The 20781-nt window shown below is 47.3% G+C and carries 21 protein-coding genes; 18 read left to right on the forward strand and 3 right to left on the reverse strand.

Annotated features, from left to right (window positions below; translation table 11 throughout):
* Positions 1-31: 31 nt before the first annotated feature.
* The 7 genes from MKX75_RS03070 (at position 32) to MKX75_RS03100 (ending at position 6032) form a co-directional block, all read left to right on the forward strand.
* Entirely contained in the window at positions 32-667 is a 636-nt protein-coding gene (locus tag MKX75_RS03070) for a dimethylsulfonioproprionate lyase family protein (RefSeq protein WP_339168380.1), read from the forward strand.
* Positions 668-909: 242 nt separating this feature from the next.
* Positions 910-1587, forward strand: coding sequence for an NAD(P)H-dependent oxidoreductase (locus MKX75_RS03075; protein ID WP_339168382.1), 678 nt, complete (start codon positions 910-912; stop codon positions 1585-1587).
* Positions 1588-1769: 182 nt separating this feature from the next.
* Positions 1770-2192 (forward strand): MarR family transcriptional regulator, encoded by a 423-nt coding sequence (locus tag MKX75_RS03080; RefSeq protein ID WP_076334275.1) that lies wholly within the window; start codon positions 1770-1772, stop codon positions 2190-2192.
* A 166-nt stretch (positions 2193-2358) separates the two neighbouring features.
* The gene (locus MKX75_RS03085) at positions 2359-2940 is read left to right on the forward strand and encodes an NAD(P)H-dependent oxidoreductase (RefSeq protein WP_062837658.1); all 582 of its coding nucleotides are present in this window, start codon (positions 2359-2361) and stop codon (positions 2938-2940) included.
* A gap of 113 nt (positions 2941-3053) precedes the next feature.
* Entirely contained in the window at positions 3054-3365 is a 312-nt protein-coding gene (locus MKX75_RS03090) for a helix-turn-helix transcriptional regulator (RefSeq protein WP_062837657.1), read from the forward strand.
* A 156-nt stretch (positions 3366-3521) separates the two neighbouring features.
* Positions 3522-4556: an LLM class flavin-dependent oxidoreductase gene (locus tag MKX75_RS03095; RefSeq protein WP_145326496.1), complete on the forward strand. Its 1035-nt coding sequence runs from the start codon at positions 3522-3524 to the stop codon at positions 4554-4556.
* A 294-nt stretch (positions 4557-4850) separates the two neighbouring features.
* Positions 4851-6032, forward strand: a complete 1182-nt coding sequence (locus MKX75_RS03100) for an AI-2E family transporter (RefSeq protein WP_339168384.1) — start codon at positions 4851-4853, stop codon at positions 6030-6032.
* Between the two features lie 154 nt (positions 6033-6186).
* On the opposite strand, the gene MKX75_RS03105 is transcribed toward MKX75_RS03100, so the two are convergent.
* Positions 6187-6558 carry a metalloregulator ArsR/SmtB family transcription factor gene (locus MKX75_RS03105; RefSeq protein ID WP_036614212.1) on the reverse strand — a complete coding sequence of 124 codons (372 nt, stop codon included), beginning with the start codon at positions 6556-6558 and terminating at the stop codon, positions 6187-6189.
* A 227-nt stretch (positions 6559-6785) separates the two neighbouring features.
* Here MKX75_RS03105 and MKX75_RS03110 point away from each other — a divergent pair, with 227 nt between their 5' ends.
* From MKX75_RS03110 to MKX75_RS03140, 7 genes are all read left to right on the forward strand, one after another.
* Positions 6786-9134 carry a heavy metal translocating P-type ATPase gene (locus MKX75_RS03110; RefSeq protein ID WP_339168385.1) on the forward strand — a complete coding sequence of 783 codons (2349 nt, stop codon included), beginning with the start codon at positions 6786-6788 and terminating at the stop codon, positions 9132-9134.
* A 103-nt stretch (positions 9135-9237) separates the two neighbouring features.
* Positions 9238-9594: an SdpI family protein gene (locus MKX75_RS03115; protein ID WP_062837654.1), complete on the forward strand. Its 357-nt coding sequence runs from the start codon at positions 9238-9240 to the stop codon at positions 9592-9594.
* Between the two features lie 200 nt (positions 9595-9794).
* Complete coding sequence (locus MKX75_RS03120) at positions 9795-10247, forward strand: MerR family transcriptional regulator (RefSeq protein ID WP_339168386.1); 453 nt, start codon at positions 9795-9797, stop codon at positions 10245-10247.
* A gap of 230 nt (positions 10248-10477) precedes the next feature.
* On the forward strand, positions 10478-11698 hold the full coding sequence (locus MKX75_RS03125; RefSeq protein ID WP_339168388.1) for an MFS transporter: 1221 nt from the start codon (positions 10478-10480) through the stop codon (positions 11696-11698).
* Positions 11699-11716: 18 nt separating this feature from the next.
* The gene (locus tag MKX75_RS03130; RefSeq protein WP_339168390.1) at positions 11717-12139 is read left to right on the forward strand and encodes a universal stress protein; all 423 of its coding nucleotides are present in this window, start codon (positions 11717-11719) and stop codon (positions 12137-12139) included.
* A 243-nt stretch (positions 12140-12382) separates the two neighbouring features.
* On the forward strand, positions 12383-13807 hold the full coding sequence (locus tag MKX75_RS03135) for an aldehyde dehydrogenase family protein (protein ID WP_339168392.1): 1425 nt from the start codon (positions 12383-12385) through the stop codon (positions 13805-13807).
* Between the two features lie 370 nt (positions 13808-14177).
* Complete coding sequence (locus tag MKX75_RS03140) at positions 14178-14990, forward strand: TipAS antibiotic-recognition domain-containing protein (protein WP_339168394.1); 813 nt, start codon at positions 14178-14180, stop codon at positions 14988-14990.
* Positions 14991-15099: 109 nt separating this feature from the next.
* Here the strand turns inward: MKX75_RS03140 and MKX75_RS03145 are convergent, their stop codons facing one another.
* Positions 15100-15579: a GAF domain-containing protein gene (locus tag MKX75_RS03145; RefSeq protein WP_339168395.1), complete on the reverse strand. Its 480-nt coding sequence runs from the start codon at positions 15577-15579 to the stop codon at positions 15100-15102.
* Between the two features lie 185 nt (positions 15580-15764).
* Here MKX75_RS03145 and MKX75_RS03150 point away from each other — a divergent pair, with 185 nt between their 5' ends.
* The 3 genes from MKX75_RS03150 (at position 15765) to MKX75_RS03160 (ending at position 18460) form a co-directional block, all read left to right on the forward strand.
* Entirely contained in the window at positions 15765-16061 is a 297-nt protein-coding gene (locus MKX75_RS03150) for a hypothetical protein (protein WP_036614170.1), read from the forward strand.
* A gap of 228 nt (positions 16062-16289) precedes the next feature.
* A complete protein-coding gene (locus MKX75_RS03155) occupies positions 16290-16832 on the forward strand; it encodes a GNAT family protein (protein ID WP_339168398.1) in 543 nt (180 codons plus the stop codon).
* Positions 16833-16954: 122 nt separating this feature from the next.
* Positions 16955-18460, forward strand: a complete 1506-nt coding sequence (locus MKX75_RS03160; RefSeq protein WP_339170316.1) for an MDR family MFS transporter — start codon at positions 16955-16957, stop codon at positions 18458-18460.
* 82 nt (positions 18461-18542) lie between these two features.
* Here MKX75_RS03160 and MKX75_RS03165 read toward each other — a convergent pair whose 3' ends face one another.
* Positions 18543-19004, reverse strand: coding sequence for a MarR family transcriptional regulator (locus MKX75_RS03165; RefSeq protein ID WP_076334262.1), 462 nt, complete (start codon positions 19002-19004; stop codon positions 18543-18545).
* 348 nt (positions 19005-19352) lie between these two features.
* Here MKX75_RS03165 and MKX75_RS03170 point away from each other — a divergent pair, with 348 nt between their 5' ends.
* The gene (locus MKX75_RS03170; RefSeq protein WP_339168399.1) at positions 19353-20684 is read left to right on the forward strand and encodes an MFS transporter; all 1332 of its coding nucleotides are present in this window, start codon (positions 19353-19355) and stop codon (positions 20682-20684) included.
* Positions 20685-20781 lie beyond the last annotated feature (97 nt).

Raw genomic sequence — 20781 nt, forward strand, 5'->3', positions numbered from 1 at the left:
GAGTTGTTGTGTTTGGAGGTTGAATATTACCATGGAAGAATTGAACAGGCTGATTGACACATTCTTAAACCAATTATACAGACGTCTCGAATGTTGTGACACTAGTGATTCCGACGTACTTGACGAGATAAGCAGGATTTTGCAGGTGTGGCCTGAGGTGCCGAGTTCTGGAAAACTTCCTAGCCCATCAGAATCCACTGTCACCAAATATCTGGATGCTGCTATGAAGCTTGGTCACACAGGCGCCGAATCAAGCCTGATTGCAGCGATCAGACCTTTGGCACCTTTCCTTGACTGGACCTTCGGTTATCCACCACATCCGCTGTATCCTAACCTAGAATCACAAGTAACTTTTACGCAATTTATCGGACCGGAGGATCTGGGAACGGCTGATCACTTGCTTATGGGCCTTACCTTATTAGCTCCAAAAACGTATTATCCACCACATGTGCATCCTGCAAATGAATTATACATCCCCCTTGGTGGTACAGGAATATGGACCAAAGGTAGCGAAGAGCCTTTACCAAGAGAACCTGGGTCTGTTATTCTGCATCCAAGTGGGGTCATCCATACAACTGAATCGAGAGAAGACCCAGTCTTAGCCCTCTACATCTGGCGAGGCGACCTTATAACGTCATCAAAATTCATAACGGACCAAGAAAGTTAACTGAATAATAGGATACTCGTTGCAAGTGATTGGTGTTAATATCATTCGTGGATATTCACAGAAGGGGATTCCCAATGTGGCTATTTATGTTGTCAGAATACAATACTTACTTTTATAAACTAAGAAACAATATTGTGCGTACTTTTCATTTTTGGATATAGATTCTAAACTAATACTTAAGCAAATCAAAACTGGAGACTGATGCTTCAACATAAAAAAATATAAAAAGGACGTGGAGTTTCATGGAAGATACAACACAGGCAAAGAAAAAGGAAGACATTTTGAAGGCATATCATTTCCGGCATGCAACAAAGGTATTTGATAATACCCGCAAAATCTCAGATGAGGATTTCCAATTTATATTGGAAACAGGCAGATTATCTCCAAGTTCCATTGGTCTTGAACCGTGGAAGTTTCTGATTGTACAAAATCCGGACCTGCGTAAACGTCTGTCCGAAGTCTCTTCCGGTGCTCAAAAGCAATTGGCGACAGCAAGCCATTTTGTTGTTATTTTGGCCCGGTCAGATGCTAGTTATAATTCTCCCTATGCGGAGTACATGCTGAAGGAAACAAAGGGAATGCCGGATGATGTATTTAAGTTAACAAGCGAGGCTTATGGAAAGTTTCAAAATAACCAGAGAATTCTGGACAATCCACGATCATTATTTGACTGGGCATCCAAACAGACGTATATTGCACTCGGCAACATGATGACGGCGGCAGCTCAGATCGAGATTGATTCCTGCCCGATTGAAGGTTTCAGCCGTGAGAATGTCCATGGGCTGTTGGAAGAAGAGGGCTTGCTGGAGAATGGCGCATGGGACGTCTCGGTGATGGCAGCCTTCGGTTATCGTGCTGAGGAGCCCACGCGTGAGAAATCCCGACAATCTATTGAAAAAATTACTCAGTGGATTAACTGAATTCAGCAAGAATTCAACATGAATCCAAAAATGATGATCTAAGATCTAACATTATAGAACAGCATCAAAGCAGGATCGAAACAGCCCGATATTTTCCTCATGCTTTACAGGTGGAAAGGGCTGTTTTTCTTATTAAAAAATAAGCACTTGAAAATACATAGATATCTATGTATAATGAGGTCATGCCAAAATACAACGCAATTGCATTAATTGCAAGAATCAGAGATCATGTCAACAAACGTATTGTTCACGAATTGGAACAGCATGAAGTGACAGGCATTGTACCTTCACATGGGGATATATTAATGTTCTTGTACCGGGAAGAGACACTGTCAATCAAGATGCTGGCGGAACGTGTTCAACGCACGCAACCAACAGTAACGGTACTGGTCAACAAGCTGGAGAAGCTCGGATATGTTGAACGCAGCAAGAGTGCCGAAGATAGCCGGGTGACGATGATTCGCCTTACCGAACAGGGGAAGCAACTCGAACCGATATTCGATCAGGTGTCAGAACAGATTAATGACCTCATCTATAGTGGCCTGTCCGATGAACAGTCGGAGCAATTGGAGAGCTTGTTGTCCACCATTGTCCGAAGATTATAGTGAATGAACTCTTCTGCCTGCAACCCTTCCTGATTTGAATGCGGTGGAGGCAGAGGAGCCCAAATATTTTTTTGTCCACATACATAGATATCTATGTATGCGAGACGTATCAATGTAAACCTATCTTCACAATTTAACTCAAACCAAACCTGGAGGGATTAACACTATGAAACATCTTATCGTATATGCTCACCCACACACAGACAGCTTCAATAACGCAATCCTCAATACTGCTGTAGAAGCTCTTGAAGCTCAAGGCCACGAAGTAGTTGTTCGTGATTTGTACAAGCTTGGATTCCAACCCGTACTGACTGAAGCCGATACAGCTTCCATGCGTGCAGGAGAGACACCACAGGATATTGCAACAGAGCAACAGTTTGTTACGGATGCAGAAGCCATCACATTCATCTATCCGATCTGGTGGACAGGTCTTCCCGCCATTTTGAAAGGATATGTTGACCGTGTATTCGCTTATGGTTTTGCTTATGCGGCGGGTGAAGCGGGAATCGAGAAATTGCTGACAGGCAAAAAAGGACTCATCATCAACACACATGGTACACCAAGTGAAATCTACGATCAGATTGGTATGACTGCTGGGTTGAAAGTAACCTCAGACGTAGGTATCTTCAACTTTGTAGGCATTGAAGCCGTAGATCATCTGCTCTTCGGTAGTATTGGTTACCTAGATGCACCAGCATATCAAGCGATGTTGGATCAGGTTAAGCAGACGGTAACGACCAAATTCTAATATAGTTTTGGAATCTCTATAGGATTCCATATGATACCAGACCGACTCGATCACGAGTCGGTTTGTTTGTTCATGTGCTTGCAAAATGGATGAAAGGGGGTATAATCGTACCCATGGAACCTATACTTATATTCAAAGCGTTATCTAACGAGACACGTAGACAAATCTTGTTGTGGCTCAAAAACCCGGAGCAACACTTTCCACCTCTTGAACTATCTCAGCATCCGGATGGTGGCAAGAACGGAATCTGTGTCGGCACGATTCAAATGAAGGCTGGGCTGGCCCAGTCGGTCATATCCAGTTATCTGCTGACCATGCTCAAAGCAGGGTTGCTGCTCTCCGAGCGAAGAGGACAATGGACGTATTATCGGCGCAACGAAGAGACAATCCGTCAGTTTGCCGAGTACGTGCAGAACGAGTTATAAGCCGGATGCCGGAACGGAAGCTAGGATGCACATGCAGGCAAGGATTCCGTCCGGATGTAAACGGCTAATTCAGTATTACATCGTATTCAATTGCGGTATAATTAATCTATATATCTGGATATACAAAAATATAATCATCGAGGAGATTAAACGATAATGACTACAGAAAATACGGCTTCATCCCATAAAGAACATATTCATGACGTTAAGCTTTCCATCCTGGATCTGGCTCCCGTCGTTGTGGGTGCAACACCCGCTGATGCGTTGCGCAACAGTTTGGATCTGGCCCAACATGCAGAGCGGTGGGGATATCACCGTTACTGGGTAGCTGAACATCACAATATGCCGGGTATTGCCTCTTCCGCAACTTCGGTCGTTATTGGATATCTGGCTGGTGGAACCAAGACGATTCGCCTAGGTTCAGGCGGCATCATGTTGCCTAACCATGCACCGCTTGTCATCGCTGAGCAGTTCGGTACATTAGAGTCCCTGTATCCAGGCAGAATCGATCTGGGACTGGGTCGTGCACCCGGCAGTGACCGCCGTACATCGCTCGCGCTACGCAAAGATCTGAACAGCGGGGAAGATTTCCCGGAACTGTTGGCAGAGCTCAGAGCATACTTTGATGCTTCGGCGACATCTTATCACGCGCCTGTTCGCGCTGTACCGGGAGAAGGCCTGAATATTCCGATTTACCTGCTGGGCTCCAGTGATTTCAGTGCACGTCTGGCAGGTCAGCTGGGATTGCCGTTTGCTTTTGCCAGCCACTTCTCGCCCGATTACACCCGTATTGCACTGGAGACGTATCGAAACAATTTCCAACCATCTGATAGCTTGAAGGAGCCACATGTGATTGTGGGTGTTAACGCTGTTGTTGCGGATACAGACGAGGAAGCAGCATGGCTGGGTACAACGATGCAACAGCAGTTCTTGAACATTATTCGCGGCACAACGGGATTGGTACAGCCTCCGGCAGAGATGGAAGGCAAATGGACGGACCGCGAGAAGGCGGGCGTTGAGCAGACGCTGAAAGCAGCTGTTAACGGTTCACCAGAAACGGTACGTGGACAGCTGGAATCCTTCATTCGGCAGACACAGGCAGATGAACTGATTATTACGTCGATGATCTATGATCATAAGGCACGTCTGCATTCCTATGAGTTAATCGCACAATTGGCGGGAAAAGCTTAATCTTCATTTTCAGCGTAAAAGCTGGCTTGATGGTAAGCTATAGCTACAAATTAACGGTTCGTCTCCCAGTGAGGCGAGCCGTTTTTGAATAGGGAGAATTTGCAAATGGTTGGTGTGGGGCAGAAGACTCATTTTGGGGTAAAATGACTTTACCGGTTTAATTTGAAACGGTTAAACAGCACCATACGTATAAAACCAGAGTGTTATACATATGTTGGCTTGTACAAGGTATTTTATTTTTTACAGGCAAGGGGCATTTATCTAGATTTATAGTTTAATTGTGATTAAGGTTACATGAGAGAGGACGACACGCCTATGGAGCAACCTGAGCAACCCCGCGTTTGGCCTGAGCGGTTCAAGCGATTTTTTCTTAACAACAAGTTTGTCCTATTTCTGCTAATTTTGCTGTTGGTGGGACTGAACGTGATGGTTCTGACCAAAGTATCCTTTGTTCTTCATCCGCTCGCAGTACTCATCAAGACGATTGTGCTACCTATTATTCTGTCAGGCATACTTTACTACCTGCTGAATCCGATTGTGGATGTCATGGAAAGGTGGAAAATCAAGCGAGGCTGGTCCATTCTGATCCTGTATCTTGCAATAGGAGGCATTCTGACCGTCGTCGTGCTGGCAGTCATTCCAGTGCTTCGCAATCAGATTATGGGGCTTATCGCGAATTTCCCAACGTACAGTGAGACCGTAAGACAGCAATTTGAGGAATTGACGGGTAGTCAGCTGTTCGGTCAGGTCCAGGAAACACTCAACATGAACTGGCAGGACCTGTGGAGAACAGCTTCCCAGAAGGCCGCGGAAATCCTTGATTCAACCTGGAGCACATTGGGTGGGTTCCTTGGAGCTTTCACTGAAATCGTACTCTCCATTGTGACAGTTCCATTCATTCTGTTCTATCTGCTGAAAGACGGCAAGAAGCTGCCATCGAAAATCCTGTCTTTCTTGCCGATTAAGAGCCGTACGGGTGCAATGCATGTGCTGGAAGACATCAATCACCAGATCAGTTCATTCATTCGTGGACAGATTATCGTCAGCTTCTGCATCGGTATTCTGCTCTACATCGGTTATATGATCATCGGTCTGGATTATGCCCTGATTCTTGCAATTATCGCATCGTTTACGAGTGTTGTTCCGTATCTGGGACCAGCAATTGCGATTACACCCGCGTTGATCGTGGCTTTGGTCACTTCGCCGGTGATGCTGCTGAAGATGGTTGCCGTATGGACAATCGTGCAGTTAATTGAGGGTAAATTCATCTCGCCACAGATCATGGGTAAAACACTGAAGATTCATCCGATCACGATTATCTTTGTCATTCTGACTTCGGGTAATCTGTTTGGAGTCGTGGGCATTCTGCTTGCTGTTCCAGGATATGCGGTGCTGAAAGTATGTGTATCGCATATCTTCAACTGGTTCAAGGACAGATCCGGCCTGTACGATCCGAACAAGAACAATCTTTTGTAACGGCGCGGCAAGCACCAATTGAACGGTAATCAGAAGGAGTAGTTACTTTATATCTATCCTGTATAAAACGGTACCCTTACCAAGAAGAACCCCCGCCCATCGGCGTATAGCCGAGAGGCGGGGGTTCTTCTTCATGAACATGCTGGGCTGCTGCCTAGCTGTGTTTAATATGCTGGAGCGTTTGCAGGAAAATCTGCTCAATATGAGCATCATCCAGAGAGTAGTACACCGTCTTGCCTTCCTTGCGCCGCTTGACGATCCGCATGTTGCGGAGTGAACGCAGCTGGTGCGAAATGGCCGACTGACCCATATCCAGCAGAACCGTCAGGTCATGAACACATAATTCCTTCTGTAACAGCGCATCAATAATACGTAGACGTGTTGGGTCACTGAATGCTTTAAACCAATCCGCCATCTCGGAAGAGGTCTCCCGATCTATGAGTGAAGTGCGAATCGTCTGCACGTCGGCTTCAGTACCTGAGCAGGCCGCATCACATTCGCTTGGTGCTTTAACCGGTTGTTCCATTTCCTATCACCGCCTATGTTAACAACTATAGCTCTATTATATCCAAAAAACGTCTAAAGCGAAATGATTACTATTAGCATAATCTGTATGAAAAATCAACAACGATTGTTGACACTCATGTTTAGGCGTGCATATAATAGGGGTAACCAAACATATGAATGAGTGCTCATATATTGAGTGCAATTGAATGATAACATCGTTTTTGTACTGCAAAGGGGAGAATTCACATGGGAACCGGACAGGAACAGGTGAAAAGGGAACTGCTGCTTGATGGACTGGATTGTGCGAACTGCGCATTGAAGATTGAAAATGGCGTCAAAAAAATTAAGGGCATTAACGAATGCTCTGTCAATTTTGTTACCAAAACATTATCACTACACACCACTTCCGACATGGATGAGCAGGTAGTGGAAGAAACGAAACGCAAAGTCCTTCGACTGGAGCCGCATATTCGCATCTCAGAAAAAGGAAAACCCGTGAACGGACATGTGCACACCCATACAGGGAGTGCAGCTGGTGCGCATAACCACAGTCATGATCATGCCGGACATAATCATGGACATTCCCATTCACATGGCAAACACTCACATAATCATGACCAACATCAACATGGTCACGCACATGATCATACACATGACCACGGAAGTCATGCTGGGCATGATCACAGCCATACCCATGATCATGATGCACATGCAGGTCATTCGCATGAACATGGTGCAGGACAGACGAAAGTATTGCTCGCTCGTCTTGCTGCTGGTTCTGTGTTGCTCGCTGCCGCAATCTGGTCGCCACTGGAGGGCTGGGCTCAGTTTACTCTATATGCCCTCGCGTATCTGATTGCCGGGGGAGATATCGTGCTCCAGGCGTCCAAAAACATTATCCGCGGTCAGGTGTTCGATGAATACTTCCTGATGTCGGTCGCTACCTTGGGTGCTTTTGCCATTGGAGAGTATCCGGAAGGGGTAGCGGTCATGCTCTTCTATCAGCTCGGGGAGCTGTTTCAGGGCATGGCGGTTAATCGGTCACGCAAATCGATTCAGGCGCTCATGGATATTCGCCCGGATTACGCGAATATCCTGACGGGTTCGGGTGGCGAGACGCGTCGTGTATCTCCGGAAGAAGTACAGATTGGTGATCGAATAGTGGTTAAAGCAGGCGAGCGAGTACCGCTGGACGGTATCGTAAGAATGGGGCGTTCCATGGTGGACACTTCTGCTCTGACAGGTGAATCGGTACCTCGTGAGCTGGAGCCCGGAAGTGATGTACTGAGTGGATTTGTGAACAAGAACGGCATGTTGACGATTGAAGTAACCAAAACGTTTGGTGAATCAACGGTATCCAAGATTTTGGAACTGGTGCAGAACGCGAGCAGCCGAAAAGCGAAAACAGAACATTTCATTAGTAAATTCGCCCGTTATTACACACCGGTTGTTGTTATCCTTGCAGCCTTGATTGCATTTGTTCCGCCGTTGATACTTAGTGGTGCAACATTTGCTGATTGGATTTATCGTGCATTGGTCTTCCTGGTTATCTCATGTCCTTGTGCGCTGGTCGTTTCTATTCCACTTGGATTCTTCGGTGGCATCGGAGCGGCTTCACGTAACGGTATTCTCGTCAAAGGCAGTAACTACCTTGAAGCGTTGAATGATGTGAAAGTCGTTGTTTTTGATAAAACGGGTACACTAACCAAAGGTGTATTCAAAGTAACAGCCATTCGTCCCGTAGGCGGACGCACGGAAGAAGAATTGATGAAGCTGGCAGCCACTGCCGAAGCGAATTCCAATCATCCGATTGCCGAATCCATTCGTGCAGCTTGGGCCAAAGATATTCCTACGCAAGGTGTGGAAGGCTATGATGAAGTTGCCGGACACGGGATCAAAGTGAGCGTCGATGGTCAGGAAGTGCTGGTAGGCAATGCTAAATTAATGGAGCAGGCGGGTATATCGTATAGCACACCAGAGACGGCAGGAACGATAGTCCACGTTGCTGAAGCAGGCACGTATGTTGGTCATCTGATCATTGCCGATGAAGTGAAGGACGATGCAGCTGCTGCCATTCAGGCGCTGAAGAAGCTCGGAATCCGCAAAACGGTCATGCTGACAGGCGATGCGAAAGCCGTGGGTGAAGCGGTAGGACGCGAGCTGGGTGTGGATGAGGTCTATGCTGAATTGCTGCCACAGGACAAAGTCGAACGTCTGGAGCAACTGGAAGCTGCCAAGTCTCCGAAGGAAAAAATGGTGTTTGTCGGTGATGGTATTAACGATACACCAGTACTGGCACGCGCCGATGTTGGCGTAGCGATGGGTGGACTCGGTTCAGATGCCGCCATTGAAGCGGCTGATGTGGTCATCATGACCGATGAACCGTCGAAACTGGCGAGCGCAATCCGCATTGCAAAGCGTACACGAATGATCGTGTGGCAAAATATCGCGTTTGCCCTAGGTGTTAAGGCGATTTTCCTGCTACTGGGTGTGTTCGGTATTGCCACCATGTGGGAAGCGGTATTCTCCGATGTGGGTGTCACGGTGCTGGCTGTCCTGAACGCCATGCGTGTACTTCGTGTGAAGAATATCTAAGTTTACGAAACGATTCAGGCGGCTCTTCGTATATACGTAGAGCCGTTTTTTATATTTTTATGGCATGTGGTTTAGGAAGTTATATAGTGAAGGGGAGAACGTTTTGACAGGAGCAGTAGTTGGGATCATCATTGGAGTGTGTTATTTCATTCTGGGGTTAATGGTGTTCAAAAAACCACCGAAAATGATTAACGGAATATATGGTTACCGGACCCCGCGTGCAATGAGTAATCCCGAGCTATGGGACGAAGCGCAAAAGTATAGCGCCAATCTGATGATGCAGTTCGGTGTGATTATTACGATATTCGGCATTATCGGTTTCTGGCTTACAGATGTACGAGCGTTGGTTCTGAGTCTGGTTGCTACAGGATTCTATACGTTTAGACTGTTTACCAGAGTGGAAGGCCGTCTGAAGCAAATGCAGCGTGCACAACAGCAACAGAATGAGCAGAACGCTTAAGGTAAGATTAGTGAATAGGGTTAGAGAAGAGGACTCGCGCGTGAAGCGGGTCTTTTTGTGTTGGAGATAGGGAACGAAAGGCGATGTTTATCTCGCCAAGATTTCATATATAAAATCTAACGTTGACGTTAACGTTAATATTATATATAATTATGTACATAACATTACAGACATATGAAAAGGATGAAAGAGGTGAAGGAATGAGTTTATATAAAATCGACGACGTAGCCAAGGAGTGCGGTTTGACCAAGCGAACCATTCGGTATTATGAAGAGATTGGTGTCATGCCTTCACCTCAGCGTACAGATGGCGGGACGCGGTTGTACACTCGGGAGGATATCGAATATCTGAAAAAGGTGGTTCGCGCCAAAGAGGTACTTGGATTCTCCCTTCAGGAGCTACATACCTATGTGGCAACGGCAGATGCATTGAACGAACAACGTTTTGACTACCAGCAGACAACCGAAGTGAGAGAACGGATCGAGAAGCTCACCACGATGGAAACAACGCTGGATGGTCAGCTGCAACTGATTGAGCAGAAGCTTCAAAGCATACATGCCGTACAGACTGAACTGGAAGAGCTGCGTGAACGCGTTCGGAGCGGTATTCAGAAATTACAGGTACATGATCCGCAGGGTGATGAAGACGGCTAACTAAGTTAGCATCTATTGTTTAATAAACAAAACTGTATACACATAATCGCTACATGGAGTGAGTACCATAGTACCTGTGGCGATCCTGTACAAGCACCGGATGTTCCGGTGTCATTTGTGCCGTTTTGTTACCTCTATTCATGAAAATAGACGCAATGTTTTCATCGTTTTCACGGACATTTTCAAATATAAAGATTAACCACATAAATTATTCACAGGAGGAATTACGTATGAAAAGAGATACATCATTACCAGACGAATTGCCGTCATCACGTGGAGGTCTGCTATCCCAACCGCGAGCGGTATGGGCGGTTGCCTTTGCATGTATCATATCCTTTATGGGTCTGGGTCTGGTTGACCCGATTCTACCCGCAATTGCAGATCAGCTGCATGCTTCGAAAAGCCAGGTGTCACTGCTATTTACCAGTTATAACGCTGTAACCGGGGTAGCGATGCTGATTACAGGTGTCGTATCCAGCCGTATTGGTGTGAAGTGGACGCTACTCAGCGGTATATTGCTGATTATTATCTTCTCTTTCCTCGGTGGTACCTCAGACACGGTGGGTGCACTGGTCGGTTATCGTGGCGGTTGGGGACTTGGTAATGCCTTGTTCATCGCAACGGCGTTATCTGCCATAGTGGGACTGTCCACATCGGGGACAGCCAAAGCGATTATTTTGTACGAAGCAGCACTTGGTCTCGGGATTGCGGTTGGTCCGCTGCTTGGCGGTGAGCTTGGTTCCATCTCTTGGCGTGGCCCGTTCTACGGCGTGGCTGTTCTGATGGCGATTGCCTTTATCAGCATTACATTTATGTTGCCCAAGATGGCAAAACCGAAAACACGCAGTTCTTTGTCCGATCCGTTCAAAGCATTGAGTTATCCTTCATTGAAAACATTGGCGATTACCGCCTTCCTGTATAACTTTGGTTTCTTTACCTTGATGGCTTATTCACCCTATGTCATGAATCTGGATGAGCACGGCTTGGGTTATGTATTCTTTGGCTGGGGACTGATGCTTGCGATTACGTCGGTATTTGTGGCTCCAAGATTACAACGCCGATTTGGATCGGTGCCGTCCATGAGTGTCATGCTTACGCTGTTTGCGATTGATCTGGTTGTTATGGCAGTAGGTACGGTGATGGGTTCACCAACTACCGTTATTGTAGCGGTTATTGTGGCAGGGATCTTCCTTGGGATTAACAACACGTTAATTACAACGGCTGTTATGGAAGCTGCACCTGTGGAACGTTCTGTTGCTTCCGCTGCATACAGCTTTGTTCGCTTCCTGGGTGGTGCGCTTGCTCCATGGCTTGCGGGTAAATTATCCGAGTGGTTCCTGCCGGAAACGCCGTTTTATTTTGGCGCATTAATGGTTCTGGTTGGAGTCGTGGTACTGCTGGTGCGCCGTCATCATCTGCGGGATATCGATTCCGCCATTACATCTCACTAATTCACAGGAGGAATTGCAATGCTGAAACGTATATTGGTTGCTGTTGATGGTTCAGATCATGCGCATAAGGCTTTGGAGCAAGCGTTGATTCTGGCTGAGGATATGAAGCAACCTGCGAATTTGTTGATCGTACATGTTAATCCTGCCATCTCCATTAATGAACCTGCATTGGGTGTTGATCTGGAAGCTCGGATTGCCGAAGAAGGGCAACATATTATAGAACCGGTGACCAGACAGTTGTCCGGACGGAATGTTGCGTATGAAACGCTGCTGATTGCGGGTGATCCCGTTAATGAGATATGCCGTGTAGCGCGTGAACGAGATTGTGGAATGATTGTGATGGGTACAGGTGGGAAAGGCATGCTGGCAGAGATGATCGTGGGCAGTGTCAGTCATGGTGTGTTAAAACATGCAGAGTGCCCCGTCCTGACGGTTAAATAAGGTTGTGAAATCCTTTGTAATGCAACGGTTCGAGATCGCCACAATGGCTCATCAGGTACGTTACAAGCTATGATTGTCGCATGCCGTAGTGGGTTGATGGCACGGAAATAGTGTATAAATAGATTATATAAATTGAACTGAACTTTTACATGAGACAGCGATTGGAAGGTTGTTGTGTCATTGAAGTGGCGATGTAACATTCAATAGTTCAATAAGGTTCGAAAAGAATGGAGGATGCAGCATATGAAAAAACAACATCTGTTCATCGGTGGCAAACCGACCGAATCCGTAGATTATAAATCACTTCAAGCACCATACTCCGGGGAAACGCTGGCAGAAGTCTCGTCGGCTTCAGCAGAGGAAGCGGAGGCTGCTGTTGCAGCTGCGGTTCAGGCTGGGAAGGCAATGCGCCAGATGCCTGCACATCAGCGTGCAGATATTCTGTACAAGTTGTCCTCCATGCTTGAAGAACGCAAAGAAGAAGCAGCGCGAATCATTGCGCTTGAGGCAGCGAAGCCGATTACCGCAGCACTGGCCGAGGTTGATCGTACGGTGGAAACGTATCGTTTTGCCGCTGAAGAAGCCAAGCGACTGACCGGAGAGACGGTTCCGATGGATGCAGCCAAAGGCGGAGAAGGGCGCATCGGGTATACGATGCGGCAACCTTTAGGCGTCATTGGCGCAATCACGCCGTTTAATTTTCCCATGAACCTGGTAGCTCACAAGGTAGGTCCAGCGCTGGCAGCGGGCAATACGATTGTTCTCAAACCTGCGGAGCAGACGCCGCTGTCTTCCTATTACATTGCTAATCTGCTTCAGGAAGTCGGATTGCCGGATGGTGCACTGAACGTGGTGAGCGGTGATGGTAAAACGATTGGTGATGTGCTTGTCGAGCACCCCCATGTTGCTCACATTACGTTTACAGGCAGTCCAGCGGTAGGGACGAGCATTCGTAGCAAAGCAGGGCTGAAACGCGTGACACTGGAGCTTGGGTCGAATGCAGCGGTGATCGTGGATAAGGACGCAGATCTGGACAAAGTGATTCCTCGATGTGTGACGGGAGCTTTCACGTATCAGGGACAGGTATGTATCTCGCTACAGCGGATTTACGTACATCGTGACATCTCGGAAGAATTCATCCGGCGTTTTGCTGAAGCGGCGAAACAAGTGGTGGTTGGAGACCCTCTCGAGCCGGATACGGTAGTCTCTGCGCTGATTACGTCTAAAGATGTGGAGCGCACGCTCGATTGGATTGAAGAAGCCAAGCAGGCCGGGGCTGAAGTAGCAGCAGGCGGTCAAGCTGAAGGAGGCGTTCTGCGTCCAACCGTGCTGGTTAACGTTCCCCGTGATGCCAAGGTATCCTGTCAGGAAGTGTTTGCTCCCATCGTGGTGATTAATACCGTGGATTCGGTTGAAGAGGGCATTGAACATGTCAACGATTCCATCTATGGACTTCAGGCTGGTGTATTCACGAACGACATTCATACGGCTCTCCATGCCGTCGATCAGATTGAAGCAGGCGGAGTTATGATTAATGACATTCCAACGTTCCGCGTCGATCACATGCCTTATGGTGGTGTGAAACAGAGCGGTATTGGACGTGAAGGTGTAAAATATGCGGTAGAGGAAATGACGGAATTGAAGTTTGTCATGTTTAATAAAAGTTGATTTTTTTCGTTTCCCGTACTCGATATTCCGTATCCCAATGAAAACATAATGATATGATCCTGTGCCACGATAATGGCGCAGGATTTTTTTATAAAAAAATCGTGGAAAATAGTTTCAAAAATACATAGTGATTCTTCACTGACTGCGGGTTCACATCTGATGAGACGGGTATAACATAGTTAACATACCGCAACATAACTGACCATACGCCGCTCATATCACCGAAGCATGATGTACCCATCCAGAGCACGAGCGGAATGAAGCGGTACAGCATTGCCGAAAGTCTTATATTCTCTCATTATTCAAATAAAATGCAGTATGAATTAAGCCTGAACTCTGTAGTTGCAGGACAGGCAGGAGGTGTATTCAAATGGCATATTCCATGGTTGACGTATCCGGAATGTCAGGCGTGAGTCTGAACGAGCTGAGCCAGTATGCGGAGACAGGTCTCCTGAATCCGGCCTTTGGTGGTTTGGATGAGGATACCTATTATGAAAAGCAAGAACTGTTGAGACTCCAGCAAATTCTCTTCTGTAAGGAAGTAGGCATGGAGGAGAATGAGATTGGATCGATGCTCCGCGATAATCCTCAGGACGTCATTCGCATCATGCAGCAGCATCGCATTGAGATTCTGGAGAAGGCACTCCGTCTGCATGGATTGATTCAGACACTGGACAAAACGATTTCTCATTTGCAAGGTGAACAGGAACTGGATGAACATGAGTTATATATCGGTTTTGTAAATAAGGGACGTCACCAGCTGCTGAATGAAGCGAGTTCTAACCATGTAGTCAATAATGATATGAATCAAGTGCCGACGGAGGACGTTCAGAGGTCCGACATCCAATCTTCCCATTCGTCCGCATTGTCTGAAAACCAGGAACTGAAGTCAAAGGAAGATTATCTCGATTCCCAGGCAAAAATTGATCTGGTTCATCTCGACTTGCAACAGGCCATTGAGGATGGATTGGAACCGGGGAGTGCGAAAGTACAACGGATTATTGGCAGGCATCTTGAATGGATTAAGGGTTATTATACGCCCACTGCTGAGATCTATCGGGATCTGGCCAATCTGTACGTCGAGCATCGAGATTTCCGCAAAATGTACGATGGTTACCACCCGAGGCTGGCTGAATTCCTGCGCGACGGGATGATGATTAAAGCGGAACAGGATTTATCCTAGATGCATAAAGTAACATGGGCGAGCAAGAACATGGGTGTGAAACGTTAATGGATAACAAAGAGCGCAGACCTCTGAGAGGACTGCGCTCTTTGTTATTACGGTTGTTCGCTTACAACTGCTCTGAGAGCAGGCTTACGGCTTTCTCCAGGAAGACGCGGTCTTCGTCGTCAAAACGGTTTTTGATCGGGCTGTCGATATCCAGCACCCCGTAAAGTTCGCCGTTTTTGATAATCGGTACGACGATCTCACTGTTCGATGCTGCATCACAGGCAATGTGGCCTGGGAAAGCATGAACATCGTCAACGACCAGGGTACGTTTTTCCGCAGCAGATGTACCGCATACGCCACGTCCCAAAGGAATTCGGATACAGGCAGGCAATCCTTGGAATGGCCCAAGGACCAGTTCTTTTCCATCATACAGATAGAAGCCGACCCAATTGGTGTCGGTCATAAATACATTGAGCAGCGCAGCAGCGTTCGCCAGATTGGCAATCGCACTAGGTTCATCGCGGATCAGAGCACTTAACTGTCCCAGGACGGCGGTGTGCTGCTCACTTCGTGTTCCTTCATAGGAAACAGCTTGAAACATGGTAAATCACCCTCCCGAGCAAAATGGTACTTATTTTCAAGATAGTGCAGAGGATGCGGTTAGTCAAGCGGAGGATTTCGGAAAGGGAAGGGAATACCTGAAGAATCCTCCTGTTTCTCAGCTTCTTGGGTGGGGTAATTACTTAGCAACCACGGAGGGCTATAACCCGGGAAGGAGCTTGGCTTATGCATGCAGAGGTACAGAATCTTTTTGTACGGATACATCTACTATATTTCGCGCAAAATCAGGATTTGAACGTTAGCGAGGCGCTGCCCTTATTGGAAGAACGGGGCTATCGCGTTGGAGAGCGGGAGATCAAGCAGGAGCTTGAACACCTGACACAGGAAAACTTCCTGACCGCCCACGGGGACCAATGGAGCCTAACCGGGACTGGCATTGAAGAATTCAAGGAAATCACGGCTGTGTTTGGCCGGGTTAGCGATGAATTACTGGGGAAGGGCAAGAAAACGTCCAAAGCTTAAAATTCATTCGGACAAGCTCTGATGCTGTAATTCACTCAAACTTGAATTGATCCATACGTACAACAAGACCGGGAGCGACATTGGCCCGGTTTTTTGACGTGTGTCCATGACTGAATAGTTGCCATTCGGCGCAGGTTATGATTAGATGACTAGTGAATCTTATGGTCTGCAGAGATAGATCGGATCGGAGTGTCTTATATGTATAAATGCAAGGGGAGAATTCCCGAAATGGAGACTGCGCGGCTTCGTCTGCGTAAAATGCGTCGCCGGGATGCGGCCCAGATGTTCGCATGCTGGTCAGATCGCGAGGTGACCCGTTACATGAATCTTGCACCCATGATTGGGACAAGCGAAGCGGCGGACATGATTGCACTGCTCAATCATATGGCAGGGGAAGAGGATGCGATCCGCTGGGGGATCGAGCTCAAAGAAACAGGCAAGCTCATCGGCAGCTGTGGCTTCAATACATGGCAGCTTGAAGGCGCATTCCGGGGTGAGATCGGTTATGAGCTGGGACGTGATTATTGGCGCCACGGTTATATGACGGAGGCTTTCTCGGCATTGCTGCCCTTTGGGTATGAGACCATGGGTCTTAATCGAATTGAAGCGCTGGTTGACCCACGCAATCTGGCTTCCGGCGAGTTCCTGACGAACCGCGGCTTCACACGAGAAGGGTTGCTGCGACAGGTGCAGCATACGTCCACCGGATACAAGGATATGGTGATGTATTCGATGCTGTATGATGAGTTTCTTCGTAAGAAAAGTAAATAAAAGAAAAAATATATAATTGTTTTTTAATTTACAGGTAAACGGAGAAACAGAACAAAGCTGGAGAAGCACCAATTATATAGAGAAACGAAGAGAGAAGGGTTTGTGTGAATGCAACCGGAGGTTTGAAGCGCAGTTTCATCTTGACGGGGCTGTTGCTCGCGACATTTCTGTCAGCGATAGAAGGCACCGTGATTGGCCCAGCGGGACCAACCATTGTCAGTGAACTGGGGAGTGTACAGCTGCTTAGCTGGATTTTCACCGCATATCTGCTGACGATGGCTGTAAGTACACCCATTTTCGGCAAAATCAGTGACTTGTATGGACGAAAGCCTGTATTTCTGATTGGCTGTGCCTTATTTTTACTGGGTTCACTCCTGTGCTGTCTGTCGCAGAATATGGAGCAATTGATTATTTTCCGTGCTATTCAGGGGATTGGTGCGGGTGCGGTAGTTCCTGTTACGTTTACGATTATCGGAGACATCTACGCCATTGAAGAACGTGGCAAAATTCAGGGCTGGATCAGCTCCGTGTGGGGTATTTCCTCTCTGGCGGGTCCATTGCTTGGTGGTTATTTTGTAGATAATCTGGGCTGGCAGTGGATCTTTGGTTTTAATGTGCCATTTGGTCTGCTCGCGATGTGGTTTGTATTTCGTTATCTGAAGGAAGATATCTCTCCGCGTACAGCCAAAATTGACTATGTCGGTGCGCTGACCTTCACGGTGGGCATTACCGCATTGTTATTTGTCCTGTCGGCGGGTGGACAGTATTATGCCTGGAGTTCTCCGTTGATTGTAGGACTGAGTGTGATTGCCGCTCTGTTTATCATTTTATTTTTCGTGGTGGAAAAAAGAGCTCAGGCTCCAATGGTTCCTCTACATCTGTTCCGAATTCGGGACATCCGTGTGGCGAATATCGCCGGATTGCTAACCAGCACTCTGATGATCGGTCTAACCAGTTATTTGCCGCTCTGGGTGCAGGGGGTTCGGGGAGGTAATGCGACGGAATCCGGGCTGTTGCTCGCACCGATGTCGGTGGGCTGGCTCATTGGTAGTGTGTTGGCAGGCCGCCTGTTAATGAAAATTGGATCACGTATGACCGCATTGATTGGATTAACAGGAATTGCGATTGGATCGGGTGGACTCTTTCTGGTGGGCGGGACATCCCCGCAGGCCGTGCTCTTCATATTGACCTTTATTTATGGTCTCGGCTTCGGATTTGCGTTTACGATCTTCACTATTATTGCGCAGTCCTCCGTAGGGTATAAGGAGCGTGGCTCCTCTACGGCACTGCATACGTTCATGCGTACGTTGGGACAGACGATTGGTGCAGCGGCTTTTGGTACCTGGTTGAACTATCGGATCTCCACGTTATCGAATGAACAGAATCTAGCGGAGGCCGGAATTTCGGAAAATGATCTGAATGAACTGCTCGCACCACATACGGATGCTGCTCTGTCGGATGACAAATGGGCGCTGCTGCGTAACGTGCTGGAAGGAAGTTTGCATTCCCTGTTTGTCATTATGTTTGTCATTGCATTGGTCTCGTGGGTAACGACGCTGGCTCTACGCAAACGTTTAATTCTACCCGAAGATGCAGATGCTCCACCGCAGCCACAAGCATCAAAGTAAAAAGAAGATATATACGAAAAACCGGATTCGCCGATGTCAGGCAAATCCGGTTATTTTTGTTGGCACTTGCGCAATGAATGTTCTAACTGCTTGCTGATAAACGATCTGCAGAATGTGCAAGCCTTCCCAAAAGTTCGGACAGCAGTTCCTTATCTTCCTCGCTCAATCCACTGACAGCACGGTCGATCTTCACCGCATAGCCTGGATAGATTTCATCCATGGTGCGCTGACCTTCTTCGGTCAATTCCACAAAGATGATACGTCTATCTTGCGGACAATGCTTACGGAGTAACAGTCCTTTTTGCTCCAGCTTATCAATCACATAGGTCACATTTCCACTTTGCAGCAGAAGTTGTGCACCAACCTGTTGAATCGGCTGAGCTCCTTTCATATATAACACTTCGAGCACCCCGTATGCGGTGGGGTTGAAGCCATGCACTTTGCTTCCGGATACAGCGTGTTCATTCACGCTCTTGAATGTCTGGGCCAAGGTGCGGTACAGATGAAGTGAACGTTCGGCTCCAATTTCTTGTAATTCCAGCATGCTGATCCCGCCTTTTCAGATTAGTTTTATAAGTTGAAATGATGAAGAGTGGTCCTCTTCCTTATGCTGTTCATGTAAAAGATATTTCAACTTATAGGAGTTGGTTAGTTATGTTTGACGATTCAGGTTGTCGCCATGCTCTTATTGTAAACCTCTGTTTCCACGAAAAACATGCGATATGTCACAAGATCTGCATTTTTAGCATTTAAAATTTGATCATTCATCTTGCAGGAAAATCATCCTTCAGATGTCGCTTCTTCTCCGCCTCTGGCCGGAGGTTGAGTCAAGCCATGCTCTTTTATAATGAGTTCATATTATGAATTCGGAAGGCACTGGAGGAGAAGCAGGATGACAAGTGAGTTAACATTTGAAGCACAACGACCGCTGAAGAATAACCGATCTTTTGTAACATTGATGGTGGCACAGGCCATCTCCAATCTGGGGGACTGGCTGCATCTGCTGGCGATCCTGACACTCGTAGGTATCCGCTGGAATGCAACGCCGTGGGAGATTACGTTTGTCATGTTGTCCGCAGCATTACCCATGTTGGTGACGGGGCCGTTTGCTGGAGCACTCGCGGATCGGATGAATCGCAAATGGTTGATGATTGCTGCTGATGGCGCGCGAATCGTCATCGTGGGTGCGTTGATTTTTGCCGACCAGATCTGGCACGTCTACATACTGCTTGTCCTCAAATCTCTGTTTGATGTCATCTTTTCTCCTGCCAAAAACGGAAAGCTAAAGGAAATTGTACCGCATGAACAGCTTGCACAAGCGGTATCCATCAGCTCAGTGATTGAACAGTTGTCCAAAATTATCGGTCCAGCGCTTGGTGGACTGTTGGTAGCTGCTTTTGGCATTACCTGGTGTTTTGTTCTCGATTCAGCGTCTTTTCTAATCTCCGGCATCATTTTATTGTGGATTCCTGGAACTCGGGTGATCCAAACCGCAATTCATAACGTAACAGAAGTAGAGGAAGAGACAGCTGGGGATGTTAACAACCGCCGAAAAAACTCTTTTTGGAAAGAAACATTGGAGGGCATCCGCATGCTCGCTACTCTTCCCCACGTAGGAACGTCTCTGATCTTGCTTGCTTCAGCCATACTATTTTTGCAATTTGCCGATTCACAGACTGTGGTGTTATTTAGACAGCTTCCCTGCATTTCAAGTGATCTGCTGGGATGGTGCGTGGCGGCCAGTGGTGTAGGAACATTAATTGCAGCGATGAGTGTGCGGAAGTGGAGGCAAGCAGGGCATGTTTTGAAAATGGGTCTGGGAACCTCGCTCACGGGTCTGGTCATTGGTACAGCCGGAATCATTGTCGTGGCCTGGCCATCTGCTGGACTTAGTGCGCACCTGCTGCTTATAACCTTGTTTGCCTTGGCGGGAATCGGAATCGGGTTTGCAGTGGTACCCTTCCAGATCCTGTTGCAGGAACAGACACCTGAGGCGATGACAGGCAGGGTGTTTGGAACGGTAGGAAGCGTGATGACAGCCAGTAATATTATGGGTCCGGTAGTCGGTGGATTCACGGTCACCTCGTTCGGCGTCGTACCGGCTTTTGTCTGTTCGGGCATTTTGCTGACCTTGCTTGGGTTGATTTATTTGATGAAACGCAACGGGAAAAAAGTCGATATGAAAGGCTCCATTGCGCCAAAGAGCATGACTGCGGGCGACTGAAAACATGCCGGACCCGTTCAGGTTAGAAAAGTTGAAATGAAGGTTTGAATTTACTTCAAATTTTAAGTTTTTGATGAAAAAGCGTTTGAGTAAACGC

It is taken from the genome of Paenibacillus sp. FSL R5-0341 (assembly GCF_037975235.1).
GTDB lineage: Bacteria > Bacillota > Bacilli > Paenibacillales > Paenibacillaceae > Paenibacillus > Paenibacillus amylolyticus_A.

Excerpts from the sequence above, each read along its gene's own strand:
- MKX75_RS03125 (WP_339168388.1), top strand. The coding sequence starts at position 10,478 with ATGAAAAGAGATACATCATTACCAGACGAATTGCCGTCATCACGTGGA.
- MKX75_RS03080 (WP_076334275.1), top strand. The coding sequence starts at position 1,770 with ATGCCAAAATACAACGCAATTGCATTAATTGCAAGAATCAGAGATCAT.
- MKX75_RS03150 (WP_036614170.1), top strand. The coding sequence starts at position 15,765 with ATGCATGCAGAGGTACAGAATCTTTTTGTACGGATACATCTACTATAT.
- MKX75_RS03140 (WP_339168394.1), top strand. The coding sequence starts at position 14,178 with ATGGCATATTCCATGGTTGACGTATCCGGAATGTCAGGCGTGAGTCTG.
- MKX75_RS03090 (WP_062837657.1), top strand. The coding sequence starts at position 3,054 with ATGGAACCTATACTTATATTCAAAGCGTTATCTAACGAGACACGTAGA.
- MKX75_RS03095 (WP_145326496.1), top strand. The coding sequence starts at position 3,522 with ATGACTACAGAAAATACGGCTTCATCCCATAAAGAACATATTCATGAC.
- MKX75_RS03105 (WP_036614212.1), bottom strand. The coding sequence starts at position 6,558 with ATGGAACAACCGGTTAAAGCACCAAGCGAATGTGATGCGGCCTGCTCA.
- MKX75_RS03070 (WP_339168380.1), top strand. The coding sequence starts at position 32 with ATGGAAGAATTGAACAGGCTGATTGACACATTCTTAAACCAATTATAC.
- MKX75_RS03120 (WP_339168386.1), top strand. The coding sequence starts at position 9,795 with ATGAGTTTATATAAAATCGACGACGTAGCCAAGGAGTGCGGTTTGACC.
- MKX75_RS03085 (WP_062837658.1), top strand. The coding sequence starts at position 2,359 with ATGAAACATCTTATCGTATATGCTCACCCACACACAGACAGCTTCAAT.
- MKX75_RS03165 (WP_076334262.1), bottom strand. The coding sequence starts at position 19,004 with ATGCTGGAATTACAAGAAATTGGAGCCGAACGTTCACTTCATCTGTAC.
- MKX75_RS03155 (WP_339168398.1), top strand. The coding sequence starts at position 16,290 with ATGGAGACTGCGCGGCTTCGTCTGCGTAAAATGCGTCGCCGGGATGCG.
- MKX75_RS03130 (WP_339168390.1), top strand. The coding sequence starts at position 11,717 with ATGCTGAAACGTATATTGGTTGCTGTTGATGGTTCAGATCATGCGCAT.
- MKX75_RS03100 (WP_339168384.1), top strand. The coding sequence starts at position 4,851 with ATGAGAGAGGACGACACGCCTATGGAGCAACCTGAGCAACCCCGCGTT.
- MKX75_RS03135 (WP_339168392.1), top strand. The coding sequence starts at position 12,383 with ATGAAAAAACAACATCTGTTCATCGGTGGCAAACCGACCGAATCCGTA.
- MKX75_RS03145 (WP_339168395.1), bottom strand. The coding sequence starts at position 15,579 with ATGTTTCAAGCTGTTTCCTATGAAGGAACACGAAGTGAGCAGCACACC.
- MKX75_RS03075 (WP_339168382.1), top strand. The coding sequence starts at position 910 with ATGGAAGATACAACACAGGCAAAGAAAAAGGAAGACATTTTGAAGGCA.
- MKX75_RS03110 (WP_339168385.1), top strand. The coding sequence starts at position 6,786 with ATGGGAACCGGACAGGAACAGGTGAAAAGGGAACTGCTGCTTGATGGA.
- MKX75_RS03170 (WP_339168399.1), top strand. The coding sequence starts at position 19,353 with ATGACAAGTGAGTTAACATTTGAAGCACAACGACCGCTGAAGAATAAC.